This is a genomic window from Citrobacter sp. FP75, assembly GCF_018342065.1.
GTDB lineage: Bacteria > Pseudomonadota > Gammaproteobacteria > Enterobacterales > Enterobacteriaceae > Citrobacter.
This window is the reverse complement of sequence record NZ_JAFDOE010000001.1, coordinates 131,010-146,455: the sequence shown is the minus strand read 5'-3', so window position 1 is coordinate 146,455 and position 15,446 is coordinate 131,010. Positions and strand designations below refer to the sequence as shown.

Below are 15,446 nucleotides of genomic sequence, written 5' to 3'. Positions count from 1 at the left end.
TCACAGGGGGGTAATGCTACCACAACCTCGCAGCGACGGCGAGGTTGTGTCGTCAGGTACTGCTTAACTGATTAGTGTCCTGGGAAAGGCACCAGGCAATAACTGGTAATACCCTGTTTTTCCAGGCGCTGTTCGCCGCCCAGATCGAACAGATTGATGATAAACGCAGCATCGGTCACTTCGCCGCCCAGACGGCGGATCAGCTTCACGGTCGCTTCTATCGTGCCACCGGTAGCCAGCAGATCGTCCACCACCAGGACTTTGTCGCCCGGCTTGATAGCATCAACATGGATCTCCAGCTGATCGGTGCCGTATTCCAGCTCATAGCTCTCCGCAATCACTTCACGCGGAAGCTTACGTGGTTTACGCACGGGAACGAACCCGACGCCTAAACCCAATGCAACTGGCGCGCCAAACAGGAAGCCACGCGCTTCGGTGCCGACAACTTTGGTGATGCCCGCATTTTTGTAACGTTCAACCAGCAGTTCAATGCTGAGTGCGTAAGCTTTCGGGTCTTCCAGCAAGCTGGTGACATCGCGGAAAAGAATGCCCGGTTTTGGGTAGTCGTTGATGCTTTTAATGCTATCTTTGAGAAACTCAAGCTGCTGTGCAGTTGCGGTCATAAGTTTGTGCCTGATTGATACGGTATTACTTCACGGCGCACGAAAAATGAGATCCAGGGTTACATTTGCTTAACCTTTGACCATCGGCACCTGTGCTCGAAAACGGTCGAATTTACTGGCTGTGGGAGACAATTGCAACAGCGATTATTGCGCTTTACTGCTTTTGTTGTTTTTCATCAATCACCGGGATCCGCCACATAAAAATCAACAAGCAGGCGAGAATAACCAACAGCAGCCCGCGTACCCACATCATCTCGACCAGCCACAGCGAAACGCCAAACGTCACCAAAATAAACGCAATAGCGCGCGGCTTTGCTCCTGGCGGCATCGCGCGGTGTTTCTGCCAGTGGCGCAGATAACCGCCGAACCACGAACGGTAAAGCAGCCAGTCGTGGAAACGCGGCGATGAGCGGGCAAAACACCAGGCGGCCAGCAGGATAAACGGCGTCGTGGGCAGTAGGGGTAAAACCACACCCAGCGTGCCTAACACTACCGCTATCCAGCCAATGATGATTAGAATAATGCGTTGCATAATATCAATACTTAACACAGAGAATCGCTACTTTAGCATAACGGTTCTCATTTTCATCGGAGTGTTCTCGTGAAAACCGCCCTGCTGCTTCAGAAGCTCGAAAGCCAGCTCAACAGCCTGCGGCAGCTTTGCGCCCCGCTGGCACATCACGCAACGCTCAGCGCTCGTTTCGATCGCCATCTTTTTCGCACCCGCAGCACGCGGTTACAGGCCTGTCTGGATGAAGCTGATACCAACCTGAGCGCGTTACGTCATGCCGTTGAACACCAGCAAGCCCCACAAGTTGCCTGGCTTGCTGAACATCTGGCCTCACAACTGGAGGCTATTGCGCGCGAAACGGCTACCTGGTCGCTAAGAGAATGGGACAGCGCATCGCCAGGGCTTGCCCGCTGGCAGCGCAAACGCGTTCAACATCAGGAATATGAACGCCGGCTGGTCGAGATGACGCGCGAGCGTAAGGCTCAACTGGCTCAGGCAACCGGTTTTGAGGAGCAGCAGCGCCTGCACCGGGAAGTCGAAGCCTTCGAGGCGCGTCTGGCACGCTGTCGCCATGCGCTGGAAAGAATAGAAAACGTACTTGCGCGTATAACCCGTTAGCCGTCGGAGAAAGTATGTCACTTGAAAACGCCCCAGACGAGGTCAAGTTGGCCGTCGATTTGATCGTCTTGCTTGAGGAGAATCACTTACCTGCCCGAACGGTGCTACGTGCGCTGGAAATCGTCATGCGTGATTATGAAAACAAACTAAAAAGTGCGGAAGACGCCTCGCAAACGGATTAATTGCCGTCTGGTCTGTCGTTGGCATCAGTGAGGGTCCTGCCTACGTTTACGCACTGATCGAACACCAGAGCAAGCCAGATAAATTCATGGCCTTTCGCCTGATGCGCTACGCCATTGCCGCCAATTACGGATCTTACTGGCGTGACAACGGAAGAACTCGTCACGCTTGCACACTAGATGCAATCAGGGCGGCATTATCGCCGCCCTGTACTGAACTTAGCTCAGCGAAGGCGTTGGATCATCACCTTTGCTAATGTCACGCTTAACCTCAGTCACGGTATCACCTTTGGCGTTATGCAGGTGAACCTCGAGCTGGTTAAAGGCGATATCAATGTTGTTCTCACGGCACAGACGGTCGACCGCACGGTTAAGTTCATCTACCGTGTGGCTACGATCGCGCAGTTCACGGACATACAAGCGCAGTTCATGATCCAGCGTGCTGGCACCGAAAGCGGTAAAGAACACGGCCGGCTCGGGGTCGTGCATCACTTTCGGGTGCTCCATTGCCGCCTGCAGCAGCACTTTCTTCACTTTATCGAGATCTGACCCGTAGGCAACACCGATGCGGATCACCAGACGCGTGGTGGTATCCGAGAGCGACCAGTTGATCAGTCGCTCGGTCACGAACGCTTTGTTCGGGATGATCACTTCTTTGCGATCAAAGTCGGTAATGGTGGTCGCACGGATACGAATCTTACTGACGGTCCCGGAATAAGTGCCAATCGTGACGGTATCGCCAATACGCACCGGGCGTTCAAACAAAATAATCAGGCCCGAGACAAAGTTACCGAAGATTTCCTGTAAGCCGAAACCGAGACCGACCGACAAGGCCGCTGCCAGCCACTGTAATTTATCCCACGATACGCCGAGCGAACCGAAGACCGTCATCGCGCCAATAGCAATAATCGCGTAATTAAGGATCGTGGTGATCGCGTACGATGCCCCCTGGCGCATTTTCAGGCGCGAGAGCACTAACACTTCCAGCAGGCCCGGTAAGTTTCGGATCAGCGCCCATGCCACCATTGACGCAATGATTGCAAACAGCAGGCTGCCCATGGTGACATTTTTCACCACGGCGGCCCCGGCCTCTGTTCCGTTGTAATGCCAGAGCGTGATGCTGTCGAGATAGCTGAACACGGTGATCAGATCGGACCATATTGCCCAGAACATAACGCCAAACAGAGCCACCATCAGCAGCATCGTAATACGCAACGTTTGCTGGTTTACCTGCTCCAGTGCAATGGTGGGTTCTTCCTGTGGCTCAGCACCTTCGGCCCCCTCTTTCACCAGGTTCTCGCGACGGGCAAGCGCACGGCGCCAGGCAATTCGGCGCGCCGCGACGCTCAACCCACGCAGTACCGTCTGGTACAACAGGTTCCAGATAATCACCAGATATACGGTCTCAATCCAGCGACCGGATAAACGCAGCGTGGTATAGAAATAACCGGTCGCCGTCAGCACCATTAGCGCGATCGGAATAATCGACAGTACGGTAATCGTCACCAGACGCAAACCATGCGATTCCTTATCACGCCAGCTTTCGCGGCACATTGGCCACACCAGGAACGCGATCAGCAGCAGGTTCAGGAAAATAACAACCTGGCCAAGCACATCGTCCATCAAGTTGAGCGGCGAAAGTTCAGCGACCACCGACCAGAAATTCAGCGGCAACAGCGCGAGGCTAATGCGCACAATCTGGCGACGCCAGTGGCTGGTTTGTTTCGCTGGCATACCGAAGTGGCGGATCGCCACGCCATCTTTTTCCAGGACCTTCCAGCACAAGCCAAATACCAGCCAGAAAACCGCCATCTTCTTGCTAAATGCCCACAGCAAATCGCTGACATTCAGTTGCATAGTCAGCAGAATCAACCCTACGGCGAGGATAATCAGGCATGCTGGTAAGGCGCGAACCAGATCAATCAGTATCGCTTTTGGCGTGTTGAGCTGGCTGTCATTACGCAAGTTACCGACCGCGGCGGCAAGTTTCGCCTGATACGCTTTCAGCCATTTCAGGCGCCAACGGATAAGCCCTGCCACCAGCAACAGCGGTAAGCCGGCCAGGAATGCGATAAACACCGCCGGCCAGGCTTTTTCCCAGTTCACGGTGATTTTCATCGACTTAAACTGGTCTTTCAGCGTTTGCGGGAAAGATTTCACCCAGTCCCAGTCCATTGGGCGGTTACTGTTAACCCAGAAGATTTGCTGAGTGAGGATACTCTTGAGGTTTTTCGATACGCTCATTAACTGCTGCTGGTTAATCTGCAGGTTAATAGCCATCATTAGCTGATTACCCAACTGCTTGTTCAGTTGATCCAGCAATTCTCGACGCATATCCACAACCTGTAGCAGTGCATCATGCACTTCGCCGTTCACTTCATTGCTGTGCCCTTCTTCCAGTTTGGCAACGAAGGCATCATTCTGAAAAAGTGCATCGCGCTGCTGATTTATGTCAAATTGCTCCAGACGCAGATCGGCAATCCGGTTAGTCATATCGGCAAGCTCATCTGCCGACGGTAGCGTTTGTTGCTGCTGATACAGAATGCGCGACAGCAGCAGGCTGCCCTTCAGTACGGCGATTTGCTCTTTAATGTTGCGTTCCGACTGCAGCGCCCGGTCAAGCCAGTTTTTGACTTTGATATTTTGCTGGACCAGTACATTGCCGTTTTCCGTCGCCGTAATCAGACGTTGGCTAAGCTGATGGTTTATCTCCAGTTCTTGCTTTACCAACGGGTTGGACTGAATTTTTTCGGCTTCATCCGGCGAAATAGCCTCTTGCGCCGTTTTTTCGCTTATTGTAAGACGCTTATTATTCAGCACTTCCTGCATGATCTGCAGTTGATGTTCCAGACGATTGCTGTTGGCCGTCACATAGTCACGCTGTTTTTGCAAGGTGTCCTGCAACAGCGTATTTCCCTCCAGACTTTTACGCTGTTGATCTATTTGCGCATTGAGCAGCGCCTGCTGCGTTAACAACAACACTTCTTCAGTGGGACGTAATGCGCCCTCACCAACGCTTGTGCCGCTTAGACGATTGCGGATTTGCTGTAACTGCTGAGACGCCGTGTACATGGCATTCTGTACGCGCTCCGGCTGTGTCTGTAATGACACCAGTTGGCTGTTATAAGTGGCGAGATCGTTTTGATTACTTTGCAGTTCTTCCAGCGCGCGCGTTAACCGCGCTTCCAGCTGACTTGAAGAAAGTGAACCCAGCACTCTTCGGGTTTCGTCGTCGTTATCGACATCGTTGAGCGCATTCAATGCGTCCGTCGCCTGGCGCATTTTCTCTGGTGCCTGAGCAACTCGCTGACGAAGTTGCACGGTCTCGTCTTTCACGCGCTCTATTTTATCCAGCGTGGCAAGAGTCTCGACGAGATCCTGCTGAACCAGTTTATCCTGCGCAGAAAGGTCTTTTTGTTTATTCAGCGTATCTAGCTGGCTCTGAATATCCGCTTTCGTCGGCAGTTCGCCATTCTGTTGCGCTCGCGCAAATGCTGATGACTGGCAAGACAGCAATAGAATGAAGAAAATAATTGTAATAGCAATGAGATGCTGTGAACGTTTATATAGCTGCAACATAGTCATGAGAATGAACGTTTCTAACCGGAAAAGTGACCGAAAATAGTCAAGCGGATAGAATATCACGGCTGTGACAGGCAGAATAGCGGGAGGGAAAGCCTCCAGGAGAATTCCTGGTATCGAACCCGCGGGTTAACAGGTCTCCGCCACGCGCAACGTAGGGCAAAGCAGACACATTTCCAGCAGCACGGCGACATATTCACGCGCATCTTTTTTCAGATCAAAAGACTCTGGTGCAAATAACCAGTTTTCTAAAATTCCGGAAAGATAGCTTCGCAGTAACACCGCCACGCGGCGTGTGTTCAGATTCTCCGGCAACATTTTTGCACTCATGCAGTTGCGCAAAGTCTGTTCGATACGGTCATAGTTTTCAAGACACAGGCTGCGTTGCGCCAGTTGAACTGTCGCTATTTCCCCGACAAATTCGCATTTGTGGAATATAATCTCCATCAATAAACGTCGGCGTTCTTCTGTCACAGTAGCTTCAAGAACGTAAACTAAAATTTCTCTTAATACTGATAGTGGATCGCCAGGGAATTTTGCCTGATACTCAGTCTCTAGTTCATCAATATTGGGTTTTGCCAGCTCCCAGATTTCACTGAATAAATCCGACTTGTTTTTGAAATGCCAATAGATTGCACCGCGTGTGACGCCAGCGGCCTTTGCGATCTCCGCAAGCGAGGTGGAAGAGACCCCTTGTTGTGAGAACAAACGCAAAGCAACATCGAGAATGTGCTGACGCGTTTCCTGCGCTTGTTGTTTGGTTTTTCGTGCCATATGTTAGTGAATTTACAGGCGTTAGATTTACATACATTTGTGAATGTATGTACCATAGCACGACGATAATATAAACGCAGCAATGGGTTTATGGGCTTTAAGCCATTGATCAATTTGAAATCGGACACTCGAGGTTTACATATGAACAAAAACAGAGGGTTAACGCCTCTGGCAGTCGTTCTGATGCTCTCAGGCAGCTTAGCGCTAACAGGATGTGACGACAAACAGGCCCAACAAGGCCAGCAGATGCCAGAGGTTGGAGTTGTGACGCTCAAAACTGAACCTCTACAGATCACAACTGAACTCCCGGGTCGCACCAGTGCTTTCCGCATTGCAGAAGTTCGCCCTCAGGTTAGCGGCATCATCCTGAAGCGTAATTTCACAGAAGGTGGCGATATCGAAGCGGGTGTGTCTCTGTATCAGATTGATCCTGCTACTTACCAGGCCGCGTATGAAAGCGCAAAAGGCGATCTGGCCAAAGCACAGGCGGCGGCTAATATCGCTCAACTGACGGTGAAACGTTATCAGAAACTGTTGGGTACCAAGTACATCAGTCAACAGGACTACGATACCGCTCAGGCCGATGCACAACAGGCGAATGCCGCCGTTGTTGCTGCTAAAGCCGCAGTAGAAACTGCTCGCATTAACCTGGCGTATACCAAAGTCACGTCGCCCATTAGCGGCCGCATTGGTAAGTCTGCCGTCACGGAAGGTGCTCTGGTACAAAACGGTCAGGCGACCGCACTGGCGACCGTTCAGCAACTGGATCCAATCTATGTCGACGTTACGCAGTCAAGCAACGATTTCCTGCGTCTGAAACAAGAGCTGGCAAATGGCAAACTGAAACAAGAAAACGGTAAAGCGAAAGTGGAACTGGTGACCAGCGACGGCATTAAGTTCCCGCAGTCCGGTACGCTGGAGTTTTCTGACGTGACGGTTGATCAGACCACCGGTTCTATCACATTGCGCGCCATCTTCCCTAACCCGGATCACACCTTACTGCCGGGTATGTTCGTCCGTGCGCGTCTGGAAGAAGGGATCAACCCAACGGCAATACTAGTTCCGCAGCAAGGTGTAACCCGTACACCGCGCGGTGAGGCCAGTGCGTTAGTTATCGGTGCAGATGACAAAGTGGAAACCCGTCAAATTGTGGCAGCACAAGCAATTGGCGATAAATGGTTGGTCACAGAAGGACTGAAGCCGGGCGACCGCGTGATTGTGAGTGGGCTGCAAAAAGTACGTCCTGGCGCACAGGTAAAAGCACAGGAAGTCACCGCGGATAATAACCAGCAAGCCGCAAGCGGTAGCCAGCCTGAACAGTCCAAGTCTTAACTTAAACAGGAGCCGTTAAGACATGCCTAATTTCTTTATCGATCGCCCCATATTTGCATGGGTGATCGCCATTATCATCATGTTGGCAGGGGGGCTCGCGATCCTCAAATTGCCGGTAGCGCAATATCCGACTATTGCACCGCCTGCAGTGACGATCTCCGCGACCTACCCTGGCGCTGATGCGAAAACAGTACAGGATACTGTTACGCAGGTTATCGAACAGAATATGAACGGTATCGATAACCTGATGTACATGTCCTCCAACAGTGACTCCACGGGTACCGTGCAGATCACCCTTACCTTCCAGTCAGGTACTGATGCGGATATCGCACAGGTGCAGGTACAGAACAAACTGCAGCTGGCGATGCCGTTATTGCCTCAGGAAGTTCAACAACAAGGGGTTAGCGTTGAGAAGTCTTCAAGTAGCTTCCTGATGGTTGTTGGTGTTATCAACACCAACGGCACCATGACGCAGGAGGATATTTCCGACTACGTGGGCGCCAACATGAAGGACGCCATCAGCCGAACCTCAGGTGTGGGTGACGTTCAGTTATTCGGTTCCCAGTACGCAATGCGTATCTGGATGGATCCGAACAAACTGAACAACTTCCAGCTGACGCCGGTTGATGTGATCAGCGCAATTAAAGCGCAGAACGCCCAGGTTGCAGCCGGTCAGCTTGGTGGTACGCCACCGGTGAAAGGCCAGCAACTTAACGCGTCAATCATTGCACAAACCCGTCTGACGTCTGCCGATGAGTTCAGCAAAATTCTGCTGAAAGTTAATCAGGACGGTTCTCAGGTTCGTTTGCGTGACGTGGCAAAAGTGGAGTTGGGTGGCGAAAACTACGACATCATTGCGAAGTTTAACGGCAAACCCGCTTCCGGTCTGGGTATCAAACTGGCGACAGGCGCTAACGCTCTGGATACCGCTAACGCCATCCGCGCTGAACTCGCGAAGATGGAGCCGTACTTCCCATCAGGCCTGAAAATTGTTTACCCGTATGACACCACGCCGTTCGTGAAAATCTCAATTCACGAAGTGGTGAAAACGCTGGCGGAAGCGATCATCCTCGTGTTCCTGGTTATGTATCTGTTCTTGCAGAACTTCCGCGCGACGTTGATTCCGACCATCGCCGTACCGGTGGTCTTGTTGGGTACCTTTGCGGTTCTGGCTATTTTCGGCTTCTCGATAAACACCCTAACGATGTTCGGGATGGTACTCGCCATCGGCCTGTTGGTGGATGACGCCATCGTGGTGGTCGAGAACGTTGAGCGTGTTATGTCTGAAGAAGGACTACCACCGAAAGAAGCGACGCGTAAATCAATGGGCCAGATTCAGGGCGCACTGGTGGGTATCGCGATGGTTCTGTCAGCGGTATTTATCCCGATGGCCTTCTTCGGTGGTTCTACCGGGGCAATTTACCGTCAGTTCTCCATCACCATTGTGTCTGCGATGGCGTTGTCAGTACTGGTGGCATTGATTCTGACCCCGGCGCTTTGTGCAACCATGCTCAAACCGATTGCTAAGGGCGATCACGGAGAAGGCAAAAAAGGCTTCTTCGGCTGGTTCAACCGCATGTTCGATAAGAGCACCCACCACTATACCGACAGCGTTGGCGGCATTCTGCGCAGTACGGGTCGTTATCTGGCGCTGTATCTGATCATCGTCGTGGGCATGGCTTATCTGTTCGTTCGTCTGCCAAGCTCCTTCTTGCCGGATGAAGACCAGGGGGTATTCCTGTCCATGGCTCAGCTGCCAGCGGGTGCAACGCAAGAGCGTACCCAGAAGGTGCTGGACGAAATGACGGATTACTATCTGACCAAAGAAAAAGCGAACGTTGAATCGGTGTTTGCCGTTAACGGCTTCGGTTTTGCGGGACGTGGTCAGAACACCGGTATTGCCTTCGTGTCGTTAAAAGACTGGAGCGAACGTCCGGGCGAAGAGAACAAGGTTGAAGCAATCACCGCTCGCGCGATGGGTGCGTTCTCGAAGATTAAAGATGCGATGGTCTTCGCCTTTAACCTGCCTGCGATTGTTGAACTGGGTACGGCAACCGGTTTTGACTTCCAGTTGATTGACCAGGGCGGTCTGGGCCATGATAAACTGACCCAGGCGCGTAACCAGCTGTTTGGTGAAGTGGCCAAACATCCTGACCTGTTGGTGGGTGTTCGTCCTAACGGCCTGGAAGATACGCCGCAATTCAAGATCGATATCGATCAGGAAAAAGCGCAGGCGCTGGGCGTTTCCATTAGTGATATTAATACAACCCTGGGTGCAGCATGGGGCGGAAGCTACGTGAACGACTTCATCGACCGTGGTCGTGTGAAGAAAGTTTACGTTATGTCTGAAGCTAAATACCGTATGTTGCCGGAAGATATCGGAAACTGGTATGTCCGCGGTAGCGATGGGCAGATGGTACCATTCTCCGCCTTCTCTACCTCACGTTGGGAATACGGTTCACCGCGTCTGGAACGCTATAACGGTCTGCCTTCCATGGAAATCTTAGGTCAGGCTGCTCCGGGTAAAAGTACCGGTGAAGCCATGGCGATGATGGAGCAACTGGCGAGCAAACTGCCGTCCGGTATCGGCTATGACTGGACCGGTATGTCTTATCAGGAACGACTGTCCGGCAACCAGGCCCCTGCCCTGTATGCCATTTCACTGATCGTCGTCTTCCTGTGTCTGGCAGCACTGTACGAGAGCTGGTCAATTCCGTTCTCCGTTATGCTGGTGGTTCCGCTGGGGGTTATCGGTGCATTGCTGGCCGCGACGTTCCGCGGACTGACCAACGACGTTTACTTCCAGGTAGGCCTGCTCACAACCATTGGGTTGTCGGCGAAGAACGCGATACTGATCGTCGAATTCGCCAAAGACTTGATGGATAAAGAGGGTAAAGGTCTGGTCGAGGCGACGCTGGACGCGGTCCGCATGCGCTTACGTCCGATCCTGATGACGTCGCTGGCCTTTATTCTCGGCGTTATGCCGCTGGTTATCAGCTCCGGCGCAGGTAGTGGTGCGCAGAACGCCGTCGGTACAGGCGTAATGGGCGGGATGGTCACGGCAACCGTACTGGCTATCTTCTTCGTTCCGGTATTCTTTGTGGTGGTCCGCCGCCGCTTTAGCCGCAAGACCGAAGATGTTGAGCACAGCCACCCGGTTGATCACCATTGATTCATCGCTAATGAAAAGGCCGCGCAAGCGGCCTTTTTTCTGTTAATCTCATAAAATTCACTTATTGTGATAACGTTTATTTTCTGTCAGGTGAATAAGCGATATAATCCTTGTTGGCTTAAAGGCTATTCTTAAAATTCATTGAGATTTCTTATTTACTTAAATAAATATTAAGATTAATCCTAGCCACTCATCGACATTGTTAAGGGTTGCCTTTGATTGCTAAAGCTAAACCCGTTAAGCTGATGATTGCCCGAACAATAAAGAAGTTGTTCCATTTCGAATACCCACATTTGTCAGGTAGAATGTAAAAGGGTGCCACATCATAATTTTGCGTAATTGTAATTTTTCGTGATATGACGATGAAATCTTTTTTAGAGTAGATTATAGTTAAATCATCAGGAGTCACGGGCAAGTTCCAGGTAGTTTGTTGTATCCACCCCGAAGGTGTTCGGTTAGTTAACCACTAAGAAGGGGATGCGTTATGGACGAGTACTCACCTAAAAGACATGATATCGCACAGCTTAAATTTCTCTGTGAAACCCTGTATCATGATTGTCTTGCAAACCTTGAACAAAGCAGCCATGGCTGGGTTAATGACCCAACCTCAGCAACCAGCTTGCAGCTCAATGAACTGATAGAGCATATTGCAACCTTCGCACTTAATTATAAAATTAAGTACAATGAGGACAATAAGCTGATTGCACAGATTGATGAATACCTGGATGACACTTTTATGTTGTTCAGCAATTATGGTATTAATACGCAGGATTTGCAGAAATGGCGAAAGTCCGGAAATCGACTGTTTCGCTGTTTTGTCAATGCCACCAGGGCTAATCCTGTTAGTTTGTCTTGTTAAAAATTATTACAATCATAGGTAAGAGTTATGTCCGATAAACCATTAACTAAAACTGATTATTTGATGCGCCTGCGACGCTGCCAGACAATTGACACGCTTGAGCGCGTTATTGAGAAAAATAAATATGAATTGTCCGACAATGAACTGGCTGTATTTTACTCAGCAGCAGACCATCGCCTTGCTGAATTGACGATGAATAAGCTCTACGACAAGATCCCAACTTCCGTTTGGAAATTTATTCGCTAATTGCTCACGAGGTTAAGTCAGCTATCGCGGTACATTTGTTTGTCTGACTGACCACCTCTTCGTTTATACAACTATTATTTAATTCAAATCACGTGATTGCGATCACAGCGAAGTGATGGGAACGTTCCCCTTATGCCTATTGCGTTTTACTGTATTGCGATAAACCATCAGCAAACAGGAAAAATCGTAATGAGTGAGGAAAAACAAAAGATGATCGCCGGCGACCTGTATCGTCCTTCAGATGATACGTTGCGCAACGACCGACTGCGCGCTCGTCAGTTGATTCATCGATACAATCTCACCGCTCCCGAAGATACTCACGAGCGTCAGGTTATTCTGCATGATCTGTTGGGTCAAAGCGAGGGGGCGTATATTGAACCCTCTTTCCGTTGCGACTACGGCTATAACATCACTCTCGGTAAAGAATTTTACGCTAACTTCGACTGCGTTATGCTTGATGTCTGCCCGATCCATATTGGCGATAACTGCATGCTGGCACCGGGGGTTCATATCTATACCGCAACGCATCCCCTGGATGCTGATGAACGAAACAGCGGTAAAGAATTGGGTAAACCCGTTACCATTGGTAATAACGTCTGGATAGGCGGACGCGCAGTGATAAATCCCGGCGTAACGCTGGGAGACAACGTGGTCGTGGCTTCAGGGGCGGTGGTTACCAAAAGCGTCCCAGCCAATACCGTTGTGGGCGGTAATCCCGCACGGATCATCAAAACGCTATGTTCTCAAATGTAACTGTTATGCTAAATTGTGGTTAATCTGTTACTTTTTTCAGGCACTATCCCCTTTTAAAATAGGATGATCCTACCTGAATATTGAAGACATCACGAAGGCAAGAGATGACAGAAATACAGCGCCTGCTCACCGAAACAATTGACGACTTAAATATTCGCGAGAAGCGCGATAACAGACCACGTTTTAGCATCAGCTTCATTCGCAAACATCCGGGGCTGTTTATCGGCATGTATGTCGCCTGGTTTGCCACACTGGCGGTGATGCTGCAATCAGAAACGTTGGTCGATTCGGTGTGGCTGCTGGTGGTACTGTTTGTCATCCTCAATGGTTTTTTCTTTTTTGACGTCGCGCCACGTTACCGCTTTGAAGACATTGACGTGCTGGACTTCCGGGTTTGCTATAACGGCGAATGGTACAACACGCGCTTTGTTCCACCGACGCTCATTGAGACCATACTGCGCTCACCGCGAGTAGATAGCGAACGTAAGACACAACTGCAAAAAATGATGGCGCGTAAAGGCGAACTCTCCTTCTACGATGTCTTCACGCTAACCCGCGCAGAAGCCAGCCAGTAACCTGCCAGCCCGCAAAAAAAAGTGCGTCCCCTTTGGCACGCACTTGATCCCCTGAAATATTGGCAAAATATCTAACGTCTTTTCTTTCGACCCTGCACCGCTTTAAATCGCGGATTTGTTTTGCAGATAACATACAAACGCCCTTTGCGTTTAACTATCTGGCAGTCAGGATGACGCTGTTTGGCGCTACGAAGTGAATTAAGAACCTGCATTTGAACCTCGCTTAACACCAATAAAATGACCAAAACGTTTCTGGAAGCGCGCCGCGCTGCCTTCGTTGTCGAACGTCTTTTGTTTCCCGGTATAGTACGGGTGCGACTTAGAAGAGATATCAAGGGTCACGTACGGATACGTTTTCCCCTCAAATTCAATCTCACGTTCCGTTTTGATGGTTGAACCAACCTTAAAGTATTCATTAGCACTGGTATCGTGGAACACCACGGTACGATAAAAGGGATGGATATCCGGCTTCATAGCAACCTCTATTGTTACAATATAACATAACACATAAAGTACACCACTCTCCCCCCAGGCTCAACCTGATTTTCACTGTGGGTAAGTAATTCAGGAAATACGCTGCCTAAATATATGATGTCGTTCGAATAGCTTTTTCAGTTTCGGATATACTTTCCCTACGCTGTGTAAATAAGGATATCACTGTGACAACACGACATCTGATCGGCCTGGTGACCGGAATACTGATCCTGTCCATCCTTGTGCCAGTGGGGTTAAGCCTGTGGCTGGCGTATCGTCAGGTCGAAACAAAATTTTTTGATGAGCTTGATTCTTACACCAACCGGGTTGCTTTGCGGACAGAGAAAGTAGGCGAGCAGGCGAAACAAGCATTACGCCAAATCGAGACCTTTCAGGGAGAACCCTGCGGGGAGGAACATTTGCTGGAAATGCGTCGATTGTCCTACAGCTATCGCTATATTCAGGAGGTGCTGTACCTCAAGGGCAATGTTCCGCAATGCTCCTCCCTCGAGAAAAAAAGTCGCGCCGCTGCCTTCCCTGCACCAATGAAAATAACACAGGATGGTTATCGTGCCTGGTTAACCACTGAAAACGATTTAGGGATCCAGCGTTTTATGGCCGCGTTAGGTAGCGAACATTATGTGGTGATGATCGATCCCAGCACTTTCATTGACGTTGTTCCGTTTGGTTCCTGGCCGATTGATGTCGCCATTATTGGCGCCGATAAAAAAAGGATCGTCACCAGTAGCGGCACGCTGCCTGCAGATATTTTGCATAATCTTCAACAAGACAATGCCACTTCACACTTGCAAAAAGAGGGGATTATTTACAATGTCCGCCCCTTCCCTGAATTAGGTATCACTGTCGTAAGCTGGGCCTCAACGCTGCCGCTGCAAAAAATATGGCACCGGCAGGCGCTTATCTGGCTCCCGGCGGGGATCCTTATCGGCCTGCTCACCGCCGCCTTTACGCTGCGTATTTTGCGCCGTTTGCAGTCCCCTCATCACCAGTTGCAGGAAGCTATCCAGCACCGCGATATTAAGGTGTACTATCAGCCAATCATTTCCCTTCGTACCGGGAAAGTGGTGGGTGCCGAAGCGTTAGCCCGCTGGCCACAGCCTGATGGCAATTTTCTCTCACCAGAGATTTTCGTCGCGCTGGCACAACAGACCGGACTGACGACGCCACTCACTCGCCTGATTATTGAAAGCGTTTTTGACGATCTGGGAAAATGGCTGCACCACCATCCAGAACAGCATATCTCCATCAATCTTGAGGCAGATAATCTGATGTCAGAAACACTGCCGGGTCTGCTCAGCCAGAAGATTAATCACTGTCAGATAAAACCGTCGCAGATTGCCCTGGAACTGACAGAACGCGCCTTTGCCGATCCGAAAACCAGCGGCCCGTTTATCGCCAAATACCGCCAGGCGGGGCATTCTATTTATATTGATGATTTTGGCACTGGCTATTCCAGCCTCAGCTATTTGCAGGATCTGGATGTCGATATTCTGAAGATCGACAAATCCTTCGTAGATGCGCTGGAATACAACAACGTGACGCCGCATATTATCGAGATCGCCAAAACGCTGAAGCTGGAGATGGTGGCTGAAGGTATCGAGACGAAAAATCAGGAGGACTGGCTACGACAGCACGGCGTGCAATACGGCCAGGGCTGGCTATACAGTAAAGCATTGCCGAAAGCGGAGTTTATCCTGTGGGCGGAGCAACGGTTGTAGCATGATACC

General features: G+C 50.5%; 15 protein-coding genes and 1 pseudogene. 10 read left to right on the top strand and 6 right to left on the bottom strand.

Going from position 1 to position 15,446, the window contains the following annotated elements:
* Positions 1–71: 71 nt before the first annotated feature.
* Positions 72–623 (bottom strand): adenine phosphoribosyltransferase, encoded by a 552-nt coding sequence (gene apt / locus JQ822_RS00700; RefSeq protein WP_213131851.1) that lies wholly within the window; start codon positions 621–623, stop codon positions 72–74.
* Positions 624–777: 154 nt separating this feature from the next.
* On the bottom strand, positions 778–1,155 hold the full coding sequence (locus JQ822_RS00695; RefSeq protein WP_213131850.1) for a DUF454 family protein: 378 nt from the start codon (positions 1,153–1,155) through the stop codon (positions 778–780).
* Between the two features lie 69 nt (positions 1,156–1,224).
* Between JQ822_RS00695 and priC the strand changes: the two genes are divergently transcribed.
* From priC to JQ822_RS00680, 3 genes and pseudogenes are all read left to right on the top strand, one after another.
* Positions 1,225–1,752 (top strand): primosomal replication protein N'', encoded by a 528-nt coding sequence (priC, locus tag JQ822_RS00690; RefSeq protein WP_213131849.1) that lies wholly within the window; start codon positions 1,225–1,227, stop codon positions 1,750–1,752.
* Positions 1,753–1,766: 14 nt separating this feature from the next.
* A complete protein-coding gene (rsmS, locus tag JQ822_RS00685; protein WP_213131848.1) occupies positions 1,767–1,934 on the top strand; it encodes a pleiotropic regulatory protein RsmS in 168 nt (55 codons plus the stop codon).
* A 32-nt stretch (positions 1,935–1,966) separates the two neighbouring features.
* Positions 1,967–2,056: pseudogene (locus JQ822_RS00680) on the top strand (Rpn family recombination-promoting nuclease/putative transposase); the annotation flags it as partial.
* 94 nt (positions 2,057–2,150) lie between these two features.
* Here JQ822_RS00680 and mscK read toward each other — a convergent pair.
* Both mscK and acrR read right to left on the bottom strand, forming a co-directional pair.
* Positions 2,151–5,516: a mechanosensitive channel MscK gene (gene mscK / locus JQ822_RS00675; RefSeq protein ID WP_213131847.1), complete on the bottom strand. Its 3,366-nt coding sequence runs from the start codon at positions 5,514–5,516 to the stop codon at positions 2,151–2,153.
* Between the two features lie 126 nt (positions 5,517–5,642).
* A complete protein-coding gene (gene acrR / locus JQ822_RS00670; RefSeq protein WP_213131846.1) occupies positions 5,643–6,287 on the bottom strand; it encodes a multidrug efflux transporter transcriptional repressor AcrR in 645 nt (214 codons plus the stop codon).
* Positions 6,288–6,428: 141 nt separating this feature from the next.
* Here acrR and acrA point away from each other — a divergent pair, with 141 nt between their 5' ends.
* The 6 genes from acrA to JQ822_RS00640 all read left to right on the top strand — a co-directional run bounded on the left by acrA (position 6,429) and on the right by JQ822_RS00640 (position 13,224).
* On the top strand, positions 6,429–7,619 hold the full coding sequence (acrA, locus tag JQ822_RS00665) for a multidrug efflux RND transporter periplasmic adaptor subunit AcrA (protein ID WP_213131845.1): 1,191 nt from the start codon (positions 6,429–6,431) through the stop codon (positions 7,617–7,619).
* A gap of 22 nt (positions 7,620–7,641) precedes the next feature.
* Positions 7,642–10,791, top strand: a complete 3,150-nt coding sequence (gene acrB, locus JQ822_RS00660; RefSeq protein WP_213131844.1) for an efflux RND transporter permease AcrB — start codon at positions 7,642–7,644, stop codon at positions 10,789–10,791.
* A 484-nt stretch (positions 10,792–11,275) separates the two neighbouring features.
* Positions 11,276–11,650, top strand: a complete 375-nt coding sequence (gene tomB, locus JQ822_RS00655) for an Hha toxicity modulator TomB (RefSeq protein ID WP_213131843.1) — start codon at positions 11,276–11,278, stop codon at positions 11,648–11,650.
* Positions 11,651–11,677: 27 nt separating this feature from the next.
* A complete protein-coding gene (locus tag JQ822_RS00650; RefSeq protein ID WP_002892050.1) occupies positions 11,678–11,896 on the top strand; it encodes an HHA domain-containing protein in 219 nt (72 codons plus the stop codon).
* Between the two features lie 189 nt (positions 11,897–12,085).
* Positions 12,086–12,649, top strand: a complete 564-nt coding sequence (maa, locus tag JQ822_RS00645) for a maltose O-acetyltransferase (protein WP_213131842.1) — start codon at positions 12,086–12,088, stop codon at positions 12,647–12,649.
* A 104-nt stretch (positions 12,650–12,753) separates the two neighbouring features.
* Complete coding sequence (locus JQ822_RS00640; RefSeq protein ID WP_213131841.1) at positions 12,754–13,224, top strand: YlaC family protein; 471 nt, start codon at positions 12,754–12,756, stop codon at positions 13,222–13,224.
* Positions 13,225–13,295: 71 nt separating this feature from the next.
* Here JQ822_RS00640 and ykgO read toward each other — a convergent pair whose 3' ends face one another.
* Positions 13,296–13,436 (bottom strand): type B 50S ribosomal protein L36, encoded by a 141-nt coding sequence (gene ykgO / locus JQ822_RS00635; protein ID WP_005125190.1) that lies wholly within the window; start codon positions 13,434–13,436, stop codon positions 13,296–13,298.
* Complete coding sequence (locus JQ822_RS00630; protein WP_213131840.1) at positions 13,423–13,698, bottom strand: type B 50S ribosomal protein L31; 276 nt, start codon at positions 13,696–13,698, stop codon at positions 13,423–13,425. The genes ykgO and JQ822_RS00630 overlap by 14 nt, the downstream gene beginning before the upstream one ends.
* 185 nt (positions 13,699–13,883) lie before the next feature.
* Here JQ822_RS00630 and JQ822_RS00625 point away from each other — a divergent pair, with 185 nt between their 5' ends.
* Positions 13,884–15,437 (top strand): EAL domain-containing protein, encoded by a 1,554-nt coding sequence (locus JQ822_RS00625; RefSeq protein ID WP_213131839.1) that lies wholly within the window; start codon positions 13,884–13,886, stop codon positions 15,435–15,437.
* The last annotated feature ends 9 nt before the right edge of the window (positions 15,438–15,446 follow it).

What these genes read in the sequence shown, in the direction of transcription:
- acrA (WP_213131845.1), top strand. Translation starts at nt 6,429, where the DNA reads ATGAACAAAAACAGAGGGTTAACGCCTCTGGCAGTCGTTCTGATGCTC.
- rsmS (WP_213131848.1), top strand. Translation starts at nt 1,767, where the DNA reads ATGTCACTTGAAAACGCCCCAGACGAGGTCAAGTTGGCCGTCGATTTG.
- JQ822_RS00650 (WP_002892050.1), top strand. Translation starts at nt 11,678, where the DNA reads ATGTCCGATAAACCATTAACTAAAACTGATTATTTGATGCGCCTGCGA.
- tomB (WP_213131843.1), top strand. Translation starts at nt 11,276, where the DNA reads ATGGACGAGTACTCACCTAAAAGACATGATATCGCACAGCTTAAATTT.
- JQ822_RS00640 (WP_213131841.1), top strand. Translation starts at nt 12,754, where the DNA reads ATGACAGAAATACAGCGCCTGCTCACCGAAACAATTGACGACTTAAAT.
- apt (WP_213131851.1), bottom strand. Translation starts at nt 623, where the DNA reads ATGACCGCAACTGCACAGCAGCTTGAGTTTCTCAAAGATAGCATTAAA.
- acrB (WP_213131844.1), top strand. Translation starts at nt 7,642, where the DNA reads ATGCCTAATTTCTTTATCGATCGCCCCATATTTGCATGGGTGATCGCC.
- acrR (WP_213131846.1), bottom strand. Translation starts at nt 6,287, where the DNA reads ATGGCACGAAAAACCAAACAACAAGCGCAGGAAACGCGTCAGCACATT.
- JQ822_RS00630 (WP_213131840.1), bottom strand. Translation starts at nt 13,698, where the DNA reads ATGAAGCCGGATATCCATCCCTTTTATCGTACCGTGGTGTTCCACGAT.
- mscK (WP_213131847.1), bottom strand. Translation starts at nt 5,516, where the DNA reads ATGACTATGTTGCAGCTATATAAACGTTCACAGCATCTCATTGCTATT.
- JQ822_RS00695 (WP_213131850.1), bottom strand. Translation starts at nt 1,155, where the DNA reads ATGCAACGCATTATTCTAATCATCATTGGCTGGATAGCGGTAGTGTTA.
- maa (WP_213131842.1), top strand. Translation starts at nt 12,086, where the DNA reads ATGAGTGAGGAAAAACAAAAGATGATCGCCGGCGACCTGTATCGTCCT.
- ykgO (WP_005125190.1), bottom strand. Translation starts at nt 13,436, where the DNA reads ATGCAGGTTCTTAATTCACTTCGTAGCGCCAAACAGCGTCATCCTGAC.